This is a genomic window from Ruegeria arenilitoris (genome assembly GCF_013030265.1).
GTDB classification, from domain to species: domain Bacteria; phylum Pseudomonadota; class Alphaproteobacteria; order Rhodobacterales; family Rhodobacteraceae; genus Ruegeria; species Ruegeria arenilitoris_E.
On sequence record NZ_WPZQ01000003.1, the window covers coordinates 196567 to 211590 of the forward strand.

Consider the following 15024-nt stretch of genomic DNA (forward strand, 5'->3'; position numbering starts at 1 on the left):
TCATTCCTCAGAAACTTCTAGAATAAGTTCCTGCCGATACGGCTTCTCCGGAGTATAGATGATTGAGGGAAATGACGAGATATTCGGTGCGTTTGGATAACCCGATGGCTCAATGCACACACCACGCGAAGCGCGACGCGGTTTCGTCAGCTCATAGCTCGAATAAACCTGTGTTCCGGGCTGATCAGAGTAGACTGTCAACGCAAGGCCAGAGGGTGAAGTGAGTTCCACCACCGGAGCCTTGGGGCGGCGATCATGATCAAAGCAGAAATAGTGATCAATCCCATCCGGCACACTTCCAATCGTATTGGGCGTTGAAAAATCCAACCCGTTTTCGTTGGTCGCAAGCACCCTGCCCGACGGGATACCCAGATCGTCGATTTCCAAATACCGATTTGAAGCGAGCTTCAGCTTGTGCCGGTCTACGCCTTCCGCTGCACCCAAAGTGTAGTAGTTATGTTGCGCAATGCTTATCGGCGTCGGCCGGTCAGGTCGTGCCGCTATTGAATAGACCAAGCGTGAGCCCTGTAAGCAGATTCTGACTTCGAACCTGATATTCCCCGGAAAGCCACTCTCCCCGTCGCGAGAAACATAGCTCAGAAAGACTTCGTTCTCTGCAATTTGTTCGAGTTCCCAAAACTGTTTAGACAGCCCATCGTCGCCGCCATGCAAGGTGTTTTTGCCCTCGTTGGCGTTCAATTCAAAACTGGTGCCATCCAAGTCAAACGTCGCGCCGCTGATCCGGTTGGCAACGCGCCCAACAATTGCGCCTAGGTAACGCGTATCGGTGAGATACTCATTTGGGTCCTCGAACCCAAGGATGAGCGGGACATCCTTGTACCACCAACCCTGCGTTATAGCCCCATAGTTCAGGACCGAAACACGCATATCCCCGTCCGTGATAATAGCAGCTTCAATCCCAGAGGCTTTACCCGTTTCTGGTTTCATCTTACTGCCAGCGGCGCAAGCGCCTGATAGAATTGTTTGTATCTCCGGTATTCGTTTTCGTAGGCGTCAATCAGATCGCCGCGTGGTTCGATGCGTTCCTGAATTTCCGGCGGCGTCATGACTTGCGCCGGTTCAGCGCCGTTGGCAGCACATATCGCGAGGCGCGCAGCGCCCATTGCGGCACCGAATTCGCTGCCTTTTGGCAAATCCAGTGGAACTTGCAAAACAGTAGCCAAGGTTTCCAGCCAGAACCGAGATCGCGCGCCTCCCCCAACTGCCATAAGGCTATTTGGCTGGGTTCCGGTGCTCTTCAGTGCTTCCAGGCAATCTCTCATTCCAAAAGAAACACCCTCCATTACGGACTGGGTCAACTCAGCGGGTTCCGACGAGATGTCCACGCCCAAAAACGCGCCTCGAATATGGCTATTGTTATGTGGCGTCCGTTCTCCTGATAGATATGGCAGGAAGGTGATCGCTGTAGGTCCGTTTAATTTTCCAGGCATAGATGCAGCAAGTTTTTCCACGGGTTCACCCAGATTGCGAGCAAGCCAGTTCATGCTGTTCGTTGCTGAAAGCATGACACCCATTTGTATCCACCGATCAGGAACCGCATGACAAAAACAGTGCACGGCTGTTTCCGGATCAGGAGCATAGGCTTCCCGCGCTACAAGCAACACGCCAGAGGTTCCGAGTGAGACAAAACCGGTGCCGTCGTTGATGCTCCCGATCCCGCAGGCAGCGGCAGCATTGTCGCCAGCACCTCCAGCTACGACAACCGGATTCGAAAGCCCCCAATCCTGTCTCAAACGGGCCTTTAACTCTCCACCCGGATCACTGCCTTCGACCAAGCGCGGCATCTGCTCGACACGCATGTGACCTATGGCCAGCGCCCTTTCCGACCACTGCCGAGTGTCAACATCCAGCCAGGATGTTCCTGCGCTGTCAGACATGTCTGAGACATATTCGCCAGTAAGCCAAAACCGCAAATAATCTTTCGGCAGCAGTACCTTGTCTACCTTTGAAAACACATCCGGCTCATGGCTGCGCAACCACTCGAGTTTCGGCGCAGTGAACCCGGGGAATACGATGTTTCCCGATATTGCGCGCATCTCCGGCGATTGATCCAGTATCCTCGCCTCATCAGCTGACCGTGTATCGTTCCAAAGAATACAGGGCCTCAATATTTCGCCATCAGTATCAAGTAGTGTAGCGCCGTGCATGTGTCCGCTTAGGCCAATACCTCGCAATTTTGAGAATGCTTGCTGGTTGCCGACGCGAAGCTTCCCAACAACCTCTTCGCAAGCGTTGATCCAATCCAAAGGATCCTGCTCAGACCAGCCAGGCTTGGGCGTCGAGGTGGAAATGCTGACTTCGGCATCACCGAAAACGTGTCCTGTGTCATCTACCAGAATCCCGCGGAGACCTGACGTTCCCAAATCTAAGCCCAGATACATTGAGGACCACCTGCATAAATATTTTAATGATTAAAATTATTTGAAACAGGAATCTTGTCAAGGCTCCGTCAAAGGAGTGCCCTTCAATCGTATCTGGATCAGAAAGCACGAACGCGACGTGCTTTGATACCCCGGATAGCCAAAAGAAAGACAGAGTAAGAGTTGAGTATAGTCGACTGACCGAACATCGCTCAAACCTCTTAGAAAAGCCGCTTTGGCGGCGGCAAGGTCTAGGCGAGTATTTCCCCAGTTTGACCGACCGTTAGCGTTCCACCATTAACCACTTCGACATAGACGCCCATATCCATATGGCCCATCAATTTCCGAATAAGGTAGGGTATTTTCAAGTCTCGCTCGGCCGTTTTCGGGTTAACTTCAGTTGCTGCACACCTTTTCGTACGTGAGAGTATCTTCAACTCGACATCGCCAAATCTTAAAACTGATCCAACTGCATCCAGCTCAGCAAACGAAGGTAATCCGTCTATCTCAATATTCGCTCGGAAGCGCGCCGGGTGGACTTCTGCGTTCAGTCGTTCGCCCAACTTTTTCACAGAGGCCAGATTCAAAACGGATATCGCGTTCATCATTTGCGGTGATACGACAGATACATCTGTAAACCTATGAGGAGCAGCAGAGACAAACTTTGGCAGCTCTGGATCTTTTAAATCGATCTCTGAAGAAAGGAACTCTGCCGCCTTCTCCCGATCTTCAGACTCTCGCATATCAAAGCGTCGTGTCTTTCCGTTCGCATTGATCTCAAGTGCCTGGGACTCAATTTCAAAATTGGTCTGAATGCCTGCCAGTGCAGCCTCGTTCAACAAAACGACGAAACGATCTTTCGGCAGTGGCATTGGGTTCTGCATGTCGAAGCCGGAGTTGTAGCGAGCAAATCCGAACAGGCGATCGCCTGGAATGCCCTCTCCTGTTCGCAGCGTCACAGTTCTCATAGGCTCGGAACTCAAGCCTTTTATAGGGTAGCGGTTCAATCGGACGATGGAGAGATTGTTCATACGTTTGCACCCGACTAAAAAAGAACTATGCACGGCCCCGAGTTGTCCGCGCTGTTTGACGCTATCTCGAATTCTCAAAGGTATCGACCAAATAATTTTTGAGCGCTTCACAAGCCGGTTCACTGAACCTGTCGGCCGCATGACGGCTGCGCCCATTTAAGTCGATATGACCATTCAATACCTCGCTGCCGAAAATACATACACATCAGATTCAAAGAACAATTTCTCTAAGAATCAATAACTAAGAGACAAAATTGGCGATCTCTTTCGGACCCTTGAGGTACGAACCTCAAAAATATCTGGACTTGAGGTGCGTACCTCAAATAGCCTTGGATGTATGCCGCGATTCGCACATCCTCGATTGACGGCGCAAAAAAGGGAGGAATGGATGACTTACACAAAACTGGCCTCGGCCAGCGCAATAGTCCTTGCCGCTACTACTCTTTCTACCAAGGCAAATGCTGAAGATCTGACGCTCTGTTGGGCTGCATGGGACCCGGCCAATGCGCTTGTCGAGCTATCAAAGGAATTCGAAGCAGAGTCTGGCCACTCGATGAACTTCGAATTTGTTCCCTGGCCAAATTTTGCGGACCGGATGCTGAATGAACTGAACTCTGGAGGTAAGCTCTGCGACCTGTTGATTGGTGACAGCCAATGGATCGGCGGTGGCGCCGAAAACGGCCACTATGTCCAACTGAACGACTTCTTCGATGCTGAAGGCATCAGCATGGACGATTTCGCGCCGGCCACGGTCTACGCTTATTCGACTTGGCCCAAGGGCACACCAAATTACTACGCGCTGCCTGCGATGGGCGATGCGAATGGCTGGTTCTATCGCAAGGACTGGTTTGAAAACCCCGAAATTCAAGCTGCATACAAAGAGGCGACTGGTCAGGACCTACGTGAACCGCAGTCTCAGAAAGAGTTGTTGCAGATCGCGCAGTTCTTCCAAGGTCGTGAGATCGACGGCAAGACCGTCTATGGGGCAGCAATCTTTACCGAGCGCGGCTCGGAAGGGATCACCATGGGTGTGACCGGAGCACTGTATCCTTGGGGCTTCAAATACGAAAACACCCCGGGCTCATATGACATGGAAGGCGCCGTAAACTCACCGGAAGCGGTTGAGGCTCTGGAGTTCTATAAAGAATTCTACAAAACGGCGACGCCTCCTGGATATACCAATTCCTACATGGGTGAGAGCTTGGATGCCTTTAAATCCGGTCAGGTCGCCATGGCTATGAACTGGTTTGCGTTCTTCCCTGGTCTATATGCCGACCCCAATACTGGCGGCGACAAGATCGACTTCTTCGTGAACCCACCACAAAATCAGCCAGGCTCGACACTCGGCGGACAAGGTATTTCTGTCGTCAGCTACTCTGACAAACAGGACGCCGCACTTGAGTACATTAAGTGGTTTGCACAGCCGGAAGTTCAGGCAAAATGGTGGGAACTTGGAGGTTATTCTGCACATAACTCGGTGCTGGAAGATCCTGGTTTCGTAGACAGCCAACCGTTTGCCGGTGACTTTCTGGAAGCAATGGCTGGAGTACAGGATTTCTGGCAAGAGCCTGCCTATGCGGAACTGCTGCTGGCAATGCAGAAGCGCATCCACGACTACGTGGTTGCCGACCAAGGCACAGCTCAAGAAGCGCTTGATCTTCTGATCGAAGATTGGACGGAAGTCTTCGAAGACGAAGGCAAGCTGTAGTCCGGACACAGGCAGGAGCGGGTGCAATCCCGCTCCACCTTCACCCGTGAGTCCGAAACCAAAAGAACTGGCAAAGAGATGTCTGACAGGACCGTAGATCGCGTTGCGCAGGCAACGCCCGAGCGAGTTGCGCGAAAAATCCGAGGGTTATCCGACCGTGCGATCGCCTGGATATTCATCTCCCCAACGATTTTTCTATTGCTGGCGATCAACATCTTTCCGTTGATCTGGACCATCCAACTGAGCTTTACCAACTACAAGGCCAACCGGATCGGGCGTGAAGTCAAAGATGTCGGGCTCAGGAATTACGAGCGTATCCTGACAGACTCGGACACATGGCTGAACATGCAGGCGACGGCGCATTTCCTGTTCTGGACGATTTTTTTCCAGGTCCTGATCGGGTTCACGCTGGCGTGGCTGATCAACAAGAAATTCAAGGGCAATGACCTGTGGACGACCATCATCGTCTTGCCGATGATGCTATCTCCAGCGGTTGTCGGGAACTTCTGGAAGTTCCTGTATCAACCTCAAATCGGCCTGTTTAACTACATCGTTTCCTGGTTTACCGGCAAGGACCCATCGAGCTTTGAAATGCTGGGCTCAGTCACGTTGGCCCCGTGGGCGATCGTGATTGTCGACACCTGGATGTGGACCCCCTTCGTAATGCTGATCTGTCTGGCCGGTCTGCGCAGCATTCCCGACTACATCTACGAGGCGGCTGAGATCGACCGAGCGAGCAAGCTGAGGCAGTTCTTTACGATCACCATCCCGATGGTGTTGCCGTTCCTGATGCTTGCCGTGCTGTTTAGAGGGATCGAGAACTTTAAGATGTTCGACCTGGTGGTTCAGCTAACCGGTGGAGGGCCCGGTTCTGTTACGGAACTCACTTCAATCAATCTCAAGCGGGAGGCTTTTGAAAAGTGGCGTACGGGCTATGCCTCGGCCTATGCGATCATCCTTTTCGTCACCGTGTTCGGCCTTGCGTCGATCTACGTCAAAGCCCTGAACAAGGTGAAACAGAGATGAGTAGTTTTTCCGTCACTGAACCTTCGAACCGGTCCAAGTGGATCGCAGGCTTCCTCGTTATTACTTACGCGCTGATCACGATGATCCCGCTGGTTTGGATTTTGCTGACCGGCTTCAAATCGCCCGCCGATGCGATCAGCTACCCGCCCAAGGTTGTCTTTGACCCAACGCTTGAAGGCTATGTCAATCTCTTCACCACTCGCACACGGCAGACGCAGGAGTTTTTGGAAGCGAACCCACCGCAGAACTGGGCCGATGAGATCGTGCGTCAATACGACATGGTGATTGTTGGACCATCCAAATTCGGTGAGCGCTTTATGAATTCGGTTATCATCGGGTTCGGCTCGACGTTCTTGAGTATCTTCCTTGGCACGCTGGCCGCCTATGCGTTCAGCCGATTTAAGGTCCCGCTTAAGGACGACCTTCTATTTTTCATCCTCAGTACAAGGATGATGCCCCCGGTCGCCGTCGCCATCCCAATCTTCCTGATGTTCAGAAACCTTGGTCTCAGCGACACGCATCTGGGAATGATCCTGCTGTATACGGGCGTGAATATTTCCCTGGCGGTCTGGTTGCTAAAAGGTTTCATCGACGAAATCCCAAGAGAGTACGAAGAAGCCGCCCTCATTGATGGCTACACGAGGTTTCAGGCCTTCTACAAAGTGGTGCTGCCGCAAGCCGCCACGGGCATAGCCTCAACAGCTATCTTTTGCCTGATCTTCGCCTGGAATGAGTACGCGTTTGCCGTGCTGCTGACATCCGCGAATGCGCAGACTGCACCACCGTTCATCCCGACCATTATTGGTATCGGCGGTCTGGACTGGCCTGCCGTGGCGGCCGGTGCAACGATCTTCCTAATTCCTGTCATGATTTTCACCATCCTGATGCGCAAACATTTGCTGCGCGGGATTACATTCGGAGCCGTGCGCAAATGAGCGACTTTCTAACCGGATTGATGCGGCTCCGCCGCGGCCCATGGGAGATGGTCGCAACCATCCTTATTGCACTGGGTGTCTTCATGCTGATGCAGCCCTTTGTCCTTTGGGCCTTCACCTATTCCTTCATCGTCACGCTGATCGGAACCGTCATGTTCATCATCGTCAGCCATTTCCCGGAGTAGAAATGGCCCAGATCGTAGTCAAAAACGTAAAGAAGATGTTCGGCGATTTCACGGCCGTCCGCGAAAGCTCGTTCACGATCGAGGATGGTGAGTTTTTCATGCTGCTGGGGCCATCTGGCTGCGGAAAGACGACGACGCTGCGGATGATCGCAGGATTGGAACTTCCAACGTCGGGTGAAATCTATCTGGACGGTGAAGAGATCAGCCAGCGACCACCATCCGAACGAGACATCGCCTTCGTGTTCCAAATGTTCGCGCTGTATCCGCATATGAACGTGCGCAAGAACATCAGCTACCCGCTGATATCGCAGGGTATGCCGCGCGCGGCCGTTAAAGCAAAGGTAGAAGAAGTCGCGGGAATTCTGGGGATCAACGACATACTCGATAGCCCTGTAGGCGGGCTTTCAGGCGGCGACAGGCAGCGCGTGGCGCTGGGTCGCGCGATTGTGCGCGAGCCCAAGGCGTTCATGATGGACGAACCCCTTGGTGCGTTGGATGCAGAGTTCCGGGAACACATGGCCGAAGAACTGCGCGCGCTGCATGATCGCATGGGCGCGACAACTGTGTACGTCACACATGATCAGTTGGAGGCCATGCAAATGGGCGACAAGATCGTCGTGATGAACAACGCCGTGATCGAGCAATTCGGCACACCTCAGGAAATCTACGACAAGCCGGCGACGATGTTCGTTGCGGATTTTATCGGGTCTCCTTCGATGAACTTCCTGCCGTTTCAGGGAAAGGTCGAACCCGGTTCGGAAATGGTCCGACTGAACGGCCATGACGAAGCGGTGCCCAAGCTGATGGAAGGGGCCGAAGGTGAATTGGTTTTTGGTGTCCGTCCGGAACATGTCTTTCTGTCGGATGCAAGCGCATACCGGGCCAAGGTTCTGGCAGCGGAATACCTGGGAACCACTCAGATCGTGACGTTGCAAAGCCCGAACGGAGAGCTGAAAGCCCGGATTGATGCCCGCGAAGTCGTCAGTCCCGGTGAGACAGTAGGATTGGAGTTCCGCTCTCCCGCAGTAACCCTATTTGAAAAATCTACCGGGCGCGCTTTGAGGTCCGCTCTGAACGACGAGGTACTAAGCAATGGCTGAAGTCGTTCTGGAGAACATCTCGAAGTCTTTCGGCAACATCACAGCGGTGGATGATATCTCAATGACGATCCCCAACGGTGCCTTTGTGGTGTTGTTGGGTCCGACTGGTGCGGGAAAAACAACCACACTGAGATTGATTTCAGGGCTTGAGAAACTGGATTCAGGAACAGTGCGCATTGCCGGGCGTGACGTTGGAATAGACACTCCCGCTCAGCGCGATGTAGCAATGGTCTTCCAGCAATACTCGCTGTACCCGCATATGACAGTGCGGGAAAACCTGTCTTTCCCTCTGCGGTCGCCGATCCTGAAAACACCAGAGGATGAGATCACAAAGAAGGTAAACGAAGTCGCTGAGATCCTCCAGATCCCGCACAAACTGGACAACAAAGCCACTGAATTGTCTGGCGGCGAAATGCAGCGGGTTTCAATTGGACGAGCGCTGGTGCGTGATCCCCAAATCTTCCTGATGGATGAACCGCTCAGTTCTTTGGACGCCAAGCTTCGGGCGGATTTGCGTGTCGAGTTGAAAAGGATTCAGGCCGATCTGGGATCGACTTTGCTGTACGTGACCCATGATCAGGTCGAAGCCATGACAATGGCGACGCATATCGGGGTTTTGGAAAACGGCCGGTTGGTGCAGTACGGAACACCCCGGGACATTTACGAAAACCCGGGCAGTGTTTACGTTGCCAGCAGGTTGGGTCTGCCCCGGATCAACATCTTGCCGTCCGAGTTGTTCGGAGGCGATCACAAAGGCCCGCAGATTGGCCTGCGCCCGGAAAACATCATTGAAGGCGAAGGCAGTGAGGCGCGGGTGATACGTGCTGAGCATCTGGGGGATCAAACACGGCTGCACCTGGACTTAAACGGTCACCCGGTTGTGACCCTGATCGATGTTCATCAGGACTATCCATCTGGAAAAATTATAAAAATTCGCCCGCATAACCCATTGTATTTTGACGCGTCCGGCGCGCGAGTGAATTAAGGAGCAAAAGCATGGCCCAGTTCCTCAACACAAAAGAAACTCTGGTGACAGAGGCGATAGACGGCCTTCTGGCCTCTTCCGGCGGTCAGCTCACCCGATTGGATGGATACCCGCACATCAAGGTTGTCTACCGGTCGGATTGGGACAAGTCGAAAGTCGCCTTAGTTTCCGGTGGTGGGTCTGGCCACGAACCCGCCCATGCAGGTTTCGTTGGCGCCGGTATGCTGACAGCAGCGGTCTGCGGAGAAGTGTTTGCTTCCCCATCGGTAGAGGCAGTATTGGCGGGCATTCTTGCGGTTACGGGTGAGGCTGGGTGCCTGCTGATCGTCAAGAATTACACAGGTGACCGGCTGAACTTTGGACTAGCAGCTGAACGCGCCCGTGCATTGGGTCGCAAGGTAGAGATGGTCGTCGTCGACGATGACATCGCCCTGCCCGACCTTCCGCAACCACGTGGCGTAGCCGGCACGTTGTTCGTACACAAAATCGCCGGGGCGCTTGCTGAAGGCGGTGCTGACTTGGACACCGTCACCGCCGCAGCAAGACGCACCATAGCCAAGGTCGTCAGCATCGGTATGAGCCTGGACACCTGTACCGTTCCGGGATCTCCAAAAGAGGACCGGATCGCCCCCGGCAAAGCGGAGCTCGGCTTGGGTATTCATGGCGAGCCCGGTGTACAGCAAGTCGAATTCTCAAATGCTGTATCGGCTATGTCCACAGTGGTGGAGAAGCTGAAGCAAAGGGTGGGGTCCGGGGACTGCGTGGCATTGGTCAACAACCTGGGTTCTACAACGCCGCTGGAAATGGCTGTCCTCACGCATGCGTTGTCCGAAACGGGTATTGCCCACCATATCGTTGGTCCAGCACCAATGATGACATCGCTGGATATGCACGGGTTTTCTGTTTCCATTCTGCCGGTAGATCAGGACGATTTATCGGCGCTTAAAGCGCCTGTTGACCTGGCGGCTTGGCCCGGCGTCAATTCCATCGACCCGATAAAAGTCGCACCTCTGCCTGATGGTTTGACTCCTATCGATCCAATTCCTTCGAACAATCCCGCCACAAGGGAAACAATCACCCGGTTGTCTGAACTGCTCATCAACGCAGAGAAGAACCTGAACGAGCTGGACGCGAAATCCGGAGATGGCGATACAGGAAGCACATTGGCGACGGCCGCAAGAGCATTGCAAGGTAGCCTCGACCGAATGCCGCTCGCTGATCTGACACAACTGTTTCCGGCATTAGGGAATGAGTTAAGCCAAACAATGGGGGGTTCTTCTGGCGTGATACTCGCAATTTTCTTCAACGCAGCCGGAGATGCCTGTGCGAGCGGCGCGTCTGTCCCGAAATCCTTGATCGAAGGTCTGAATAGGGTCAGCCAGGTTGGGGGTGCCAAGGTCGGTGACAGGACAATGATTGACGCCCTGGCACCAGCACTTGCCGCACTACCATCTGGTCTGACGCATGCCGCCGAAGCTGCCCGCGAAGGCGCGAACAACACCGCGAATATTCGTCGTGCGAAGGCGGGCCGCGCGGCCTATGTTCCCGAAGAGAACCTAGTTGGACATAACGATCCCGGCGCTGAAGCTGTTGCTTTGTTGTTTGAAGGCTTGGCACGGGAGATTGAGGGCTGAAGAACACGTGGAAGATCAAAAACAAAAACTAGAATTGGTGAAAAAGCCAACCGTCAATGACATCGCTCGCGTGGCGGGTGTCAGCCTGGCGACCGTTGATCGGGTCTTGAACAGACGCCCCGGCGTGCGGGCAGTGACTGTAGAGAAAGTACAAAAGGCGATTGATGAGTTGGGCTATGTGCGCGACACGGCCGCGGCCAACCTGGCGCGAAACCGAGTTTACAACTTCCTCTTTGTTTTACCCGACACAGACAACGAGTTTGTTGAAGCAATCAGCAGTCAGATCGCAGAACAATCTCGTGACCAATTCATCGAGCGGACCCGCATTGCGATTAAGAAAGTCGCTCCATTCGAGCCGCAAGATATCGTCAACATTTTGGATGCCGTCGACAGTTTGGATATTGACGGAGTCGCCGTTTTCGGGCCCGAAACGCCTTCTGTCCGCGACGCTGTAAAAAGGCTCAGGGACAAAGGCGTTCCGGTGGTTGCGTTGGTGTCTGACTTGCCGAGTTCTGAGCGAGACCACTTTGTAGGAATTGATAACGTTTCGGCAGGACGAACCGCCGCTCAGCTGATGGGCCGATTTGTGCATCGCGTCGGGAAGGTCTTGGTACTTACAGGATCCCGTTTGGCACGCGACCACCTGGAGCGTCGCCAAGGCTTTGATCTAGTTGTGGCTGAGGAGTTTCCACACCTCGAAGTCGTAGCGTCTGTCGAGGGCCGGGATGACCCGGATCTGATTTACAAGATGATGCCCGAAATCTTTGAAACCTACCCCGATCTGGTCGGAATATACTCGTCAGCTGCGGGCAATGCAGGCCTGATTCAATTTCTTTCAGAGAACAAGCTCAGCAAAGATCTGGTAATCATAGCTCATGAACTTACACCGCTTAGTCGTGAGGCGCTTACGCTCGGTACATTTGACGCGCTAATCTCGCAAGACACTGGGCACATTGTTCGTTCAGCTGTCCGTCTGCTGCGTGCAACTTCGGACAAAGTGCCATTCAACAAAGCCCAGGAACGTATCCGTATCGACATCTATCTGAAGGAAAATTTACCGCCATAAAGGCTCAGATTTTGGGGAGGAAATTTTATGAAAACAATCAAAGGTCCAGCTTTGTTTCTTGCGCAATTCGCGGGGGACGAAGCGCCGTTCAATTCGTGGGACGCGATCACTAAATGGGCGGCTGACTGTGGATACAAGGGCGTTCAGGTTCCTAGTTGGGATGGCCGGTTGTTCGACCTGGAACAAGCCGCATCCAGCGCCAGTTATTGCGATGACTTCAAAGGCAAAGCCAAGGAAAATGGCGTCGAAGTCACTGAACTTTCAACCCACCTTCAGGGCCAACTTGTGGCCGTTCACCCGGCCTATGACAGCGCGTTTGATGGTTTTGCAGCCGAAAGCGTCAGAGGAAACCCGAAGGCCCGGCAAGAATGGGCAGTAGACCAAGTTAAAAAAGCGCTATCTGCTTCGAAAAACTTGGGTATTACAGCGCATGCGACATTCTCAGGCGCATTGGCATGGCCCTATGTCTATCCTTGGCCGCAGCGCCCTGCTGGCTTGATCGAAACGGCATTCGAGGAGCTTGCTCGTCGTTGGGTGCCAATACTGGATCACGCCGAAGAATGCGGCGTTGACGTCTGTTACGAAATTCACCCAGGTGAGGACCTCCACGACGGCGTGACGTACGAGATGTTTCTTGAACGGATAGGCAATCACCCACGCGCTTGCATGTTGTACGACCCGTCGCACTACGTGCTGCAATGCCTCGACTATCTGGACAATATCGACATCTATAAAGATCGGATCCGGATGTTCCATGTCAAAGATGCCGAGTTTAACCCGACCGGCCGGCAGGGGGTTTATTCCGGGTATCAAAGCTGGGTCGATCGTGCTGGGCGCTTCCGGTCGCTTGGTGATGGCCAGGTGGATTTCGGTGCAGTTTTCTCAAAAATGGCGGCGAATGATTTTGATGGCTGGGCTGTGGTCGAATGGGAATGCTGTCTCAAACACCCCGAGGATGGAGCGCGTGAAGGCGCTCAGTTTGTGTCAGATCACATTATCCGTGTGACTGAAAAAGCCTTTGATGATTTCGCTGACGGTGGCGCAGACGAAGCGGCCAATCGCAAAATGCTGGGGATTGAATGATGGTCACAGGACGCAATGAAGAAACTTCAGGCCGCATTCGACTTGGCATGGTTGGCGGTGGGAACGACGCCTTCATAGGTGGCGTTCATCGAATAGCGGCGCGACTGGACGACAAGTTTGAATTGGTTGCTGGTGCTTTGTCTTCGACGCCAGAGAAATCTCTTGAAAGTGGTCAGGCGTTGGGGCTCGAACGGGTCTATGAAGACTTCAAACAAATGGCGATAAGGGAAGCCCGACTGAAATCTGGGATCGAGGCGGTCTCAATTGTCACGCCAAATCACGTCCACTATGCAGCCGCGCGCGAGTTCCTGAAACGCGGTATTCACGTAATTTGTGACAAACCACTCACCTCGACCCTTGCCGATGCAAAAAAACTGGTCAAAGCAGCAGAAAGCGCGAATGCCCTATTCATTTTGACCCACAATTACACGGGCTATCCAATGGTTCGGCAGGCGCGTGAAATGGTCGCTAACGGAGATATCGGCAAGGTCCGCGTGGTTCAGGTTGAATACCCCCAGGACTGGCTGACCGAGCAGCAGGATTTCAAACAGGCTGAGTGGCGAACCGATCCCGAACGCTCGGGCGCGGGTGGATCAACCGGCGACATCGGGACTCATGCTTACAACCTCGCTTGCTTTGTAACCGGGCTGAAGGCGGAAAGCTTGGCGGCGGACTTGCAGGCCTTTGTACCGGGGCGCAAAGTCGATGACAACGCGCACGTTTTGCTTCGATTCGAAGGTGGAGCGAGCGGTATGCTGTGGTCGTCTCAGGTGGCTCCCGGCAATGAAAACGCACTTCGTTTGCGGGTCTACGGCGAAAAAGGTGGGCTGGAGTGGGCCCAGGAAGATCCCAATTACCTTTGGTTCACGCCATACAACGAACCCAAGCGTCTGATTACCCGAAATGGAGCTGGTGCTGGTGACGCAGCCAATCGGTTGAGTAGAGTTCCTCCGGGACATCCCGAGGGATATCTTGAGGGGTTCGCAAATATCTATGGAGAGGCAGCAGAGGCAATCCTTGCCTTCCGAAGTGGGATTTCACCTGACGGGTCGGTTGTTTATCCAACGGTTCATGACGGACTTAATGGTGTTAAATTTGTGGCGGCATGCGTGCAAAGCTCTTCAAGGAATGCGGCTTGGGTCAGCTTAACTTAAAATCTGGTTGTGGGCATAAGGCAGAATTCTTGAAAGGCAGTACGGGTATCTGCCAAAAACCGAAGCGCCCCCAACCTCTAGATGAACACTCCGGAACAACAAACCGCGAACGTCTCTGAACGGCAGCTATGTGGCCCTATTGCTTTTTGCAGTTTTGCAGAATTGTACAATCGCAAATGGCGGCGGACCTTCTTCCTCTCACTTTCCCTTCGTGGGCCAGCGGGATTTAGACAAGTCAAACGCCCCTGGCCGTCAGGGTGAGGGCGCGACCCTCCCCCTCGGGCAACCCCTTTAGACAGGGCCGTGTCCTCGGCTGCGCCTGCGGCCCGCACCCCCTGACGATTAGCGTTGCCTCGCCCCCTCCCGCGTTCGCCACGTGACAGATCAGCAGAAACAGGCAGCTTCGCTGTCTGATCTGCAAATCAGCCCTGATTTTCCAAAAGGGAAGCCAGATCAAACAAAATTCTCTGCGGGAGTATTAATATGGGAAACTTGAGTCAGTTTAAGACGCGAAGGCCAAAATCAATTGATGTCCAACATCGGGGGGTGCCTTCCGATGTCGAACGTTCACCCCGTTTCTGGTCCAACTGTGACGGTTGGGTCAGGTTCGTGTGACGTTCAACAGGTACCAAATGGCGGACCGAGGAGGATTCGAACCCCCGACCCCTTGATTCGTAGTCAAGTACTCTATCCAGCTGAGCTATCGGTCCGCGTTGGTGAGGCGGTATTTAGACCC

At 53.6% G+C, this 15024-nt stretch carries 13 protein-coding genes and 1 tRNA gene; 10 read left to right on the forward strand and 4 right to left on the reverse strand.

Annotated elements, in window-relative coordinates; translation table 11 throughout:
- The 3 genes from GOX61_RS06180 to GOX61_RS06190 form a co-directional block, all read right to left on the reverse strand.
- Entirely contained in the window at positions 1-948 is a 948-nt protein-coding gene (locus tag GOX61_RS06180; RefSeq protein ID WP_170332150.1) for an aldose epimerase family protein, read from the reverse strand.
- Entirely contained in the window at positions 945-2402 is a 1458-nt protein-coding gene (gene xylB / locus GOX61_RS06185) for a xylulokinase (RefSeq protein WP_170332152.1), read from the reverse strand. The genes GOX61_RS06180 and xylB overlap by 4 nt, the downstream gene beginning before the upstream one ends.
- Positions 2403-2632: 230 nt before the next feature.
- Complete coding sequence (locus GOX61_RS06190; protein WP_254436776.1) at positions 2633-3568, reverse strand: MOSC domain-containing protein; 936 nt, start codon at positions 3566-3568, stop codon at positions 2633-2635.
- 232 nt (positions 3569-3800) lie between these two features.
- On the opposite strand from GOX61_RS06190, the gene GOX61_RS06195 reads away from it, so the two are divergent.
- The 10 genes from GOX61_RS06195 (at position 3801) to GOX61_RS06240 (ending at position 14288) form a co-directional block, all read left to right on the forward strand.
- Positions 3801-5120 carry an ABC transporter substrate-binding protein gene (locus GOX61_RS06195; RefSeq protein WP_170332154.1) on the forward strand — a complete coding sequence of 440 codons (1320 nt, stop codon included), beginning with the start codon at positions 3801-3803 and terminating at the stop codon, positions 5118-5120.
- Positions 5121-5198: 78 nt separating this feature from the next.
- Entirely contained in the window at positions 5199-6146 is a 948-nt protein-coding gene (locus tag GOX61_RS06200; RefSeq protein ID WP_170332156.1) for a carbohydrate ABC transporter permease, read from the forward strand.
- The gene (locus tag GOX61_RS06205) at positions 6143-7081 is read left to right on the forward strand and encodes a carbohydrate ABC transporter permease (protein WP_010442361.1); all 939 of its coding nucleotides are present in this window, start codon (positions 6143-6145) and stop codon (positions 7079-7081) included. Before GOX61_RS06200 ends, GOX61_RS06205 begins: the two co-directional genes overlap by 4 nt.
- Entirely contained in the window at positions 7078-7266 is a 189-nt protein-coding gene (locus GOX61_RS06210) for a hypothetical protein (protein WP_010442360.1), read from the forward strand. Before GOX61_RS06205 ends, GOX61_RS06210 begins: the two co-directional genes overlap by 4 nt.
- A gap of 2 nt (positions 7267-7268) precedes the next feature.
- Positions 7269-8366, forward strand: coding sequence for an ABC transporter ATP-binding protein (locus GOX61_RS06215; RefSeq protein WP_170332158.1), 1098 nt, complete (start codon positions 7269-7271; stop codon positions 8364-8366).
- Positions 8359-9351, forward strand: a complete 993-nt coding sequence (locus tag GOX61_RS06220; RefSeq protein WP_170332160.1) for an ABC transporter ATP-binding protein — start codon at positions 8359-8361, stop codon at positions 9349-9351. The genes GOX61_RS06215 and GOX61_RS06220 overlap by 8 nt, the downstream gene beginning before the upstream one ends.
- Before the next feature lie 11 nt (positions 9352-9362).
- Positions 9363-10985, forward strand: coding sequence for a dihydroxyacetone kinase subunit DhaK (locus GOX61_RS06225; RefSeq protein WP_170332162.1), 1623 nt, complete (start codon positions 9363-9365; stop codon positions 10983-10985).
- A gap of 7 nt (positions 10986-10992) precedes the next feature.
- On the forward strand, positions 10993-12051 hold the full coding sequence (locus GOX61_RS06230; RefSeq protein WP_170332164.1) for a LacI family DNA-binding transcriptional regulator: 1059 nt from the start codon (positions 10993-10995) through the stop codon (positions 12049-12051).
- 27 nt (positions 12052-12078) lie between these two features.
- Positions 12079-13134 carry a sugar phosphate isomerase/epimerase family protein gene (locus tag GOX61_RS06235; RefSeq protein WP_170332165.1) on the forward strand — a complete coding sequence of 352 codons (1056 nt, stop codon included), beginning with the start codon at positions 12079-12081 and terminating at the stop codon, positions 13132-13134.
- Complete coding sequence (locus GOX61_RS06240) at positions 13134-14288, forward strand: Gfo/Idh/MocA family protein (RefSeq protein ID WP_217353785.1); 1155 nt, start codon at positions 13134-13136, stop codon at positions 14286-14288. Before GOX61_RS06235 ends, GOX61_RS06240 begins: the two co-directional genes overlap by 1 nt.
- Before the next feature lie 633 nt (positions 14289-14921).
- Here the strand turns inward: GOX61_RS06240 and GOX61_RS06245 are convergent.
- Positions 14922-14998 (reverse strand) — tRNA-Arg (locus GOX61_RS06245).
- Positions 14999-15024: the final 26 nt, after the last annotated feature.

What these genes read in the sequence shown, in the direction of transcription:
- GOX61_RS06180 (WP_170332150.1), bottom strand. Translation starts at nt 948, where the DNA reads ATGAAACCAGAAACGGGTAAAGCCTCTGGGATTGAAGCTGCTATTATC.
- xylB (WP_170332152.1), bottom strand. Translation starts at nt 2,402, where the DNA reads ATGTATCTGGGCTTAGATTTGGGAACGTCAGGTCTCCGCGGGATTCTG.
- GOX61_RS06190 (WP_254436776.1), bottom strand. Translation starts at nt 3,568, where the DNA reads ATGGGCGCAGCCGTCATGCGGCCGACAGGTTCAGTGAACCGGCTTGTG.
- GOX61_RS06195 (WP_170332154.1), top strand. Translation starts at nt 3,801, where the DNA reads ATGACTTACACAAAACTGGCCTCGGCCAGCGCAATAGTCCTTGCCGCT.
- GOX61_RS06200 (WP_170332156.1), top strand. Translation starts at nt 5,199, where the DNA reads ATGTCTGACAGGACCGTAGATCGCGTTGCGCAGGCAACGCCCGAGCGA.
- GOX61_RS06205 (WP_010442361.1), top strand. Translation starts at nt 6,143, where the DNA reads ATGAGTAGTTTTTCCGTCACTGAACCTTCGAACCGGTCCAAGTGGATC.
- GOX61_RS06210 (WP_010442360.1), top strand. Translation starts at nt 7,078, where the DNA reads ATGAGCGACTTTCTAACCGGATTGATGCGGCTCCGCCGCGGCCCATGG.
- GOX61_RS06215 (WP_170332158.1), top strand. Translation starts at nt 7,269, where the DNA reads ATGGCCCAGATCGTAGTCAAAAACGTAAAGAAGATGTTCGGCGATTTC.
- GOX61_RS06220 (WP_170332160.1), top strand. Translation starts at nt 8,359, where the DNA reads ATGGCTGAAGTCGTTCTGGAGAACATCTCGAAGTCTTTCGGCAACATC.
- GOX61_RS06225 (WP_170332162.1), top strand. Translation starts at nt 9,363, where the DNA reads ATGGCCCAGTTCCTCAACACAAAAGAAACTCTGGTGACAGAGGCGATA.
- GOX61_RS06235 (WP_170332165.1), top strand. Translation starts at nt 12,079, where the DNA reads ATGAAAACAATCAAAGGTCCAGCTTTGTTTCTTGCGCAATTCGCGGGG.
- GOX61_RS06240 (WP_217353785.1), top strand. Translation starts at nt 13,134, where the DNA reads ATGGTCACAGGACGCAATGAAGAAACTTCAGGCCGCATTCGACTTGGC.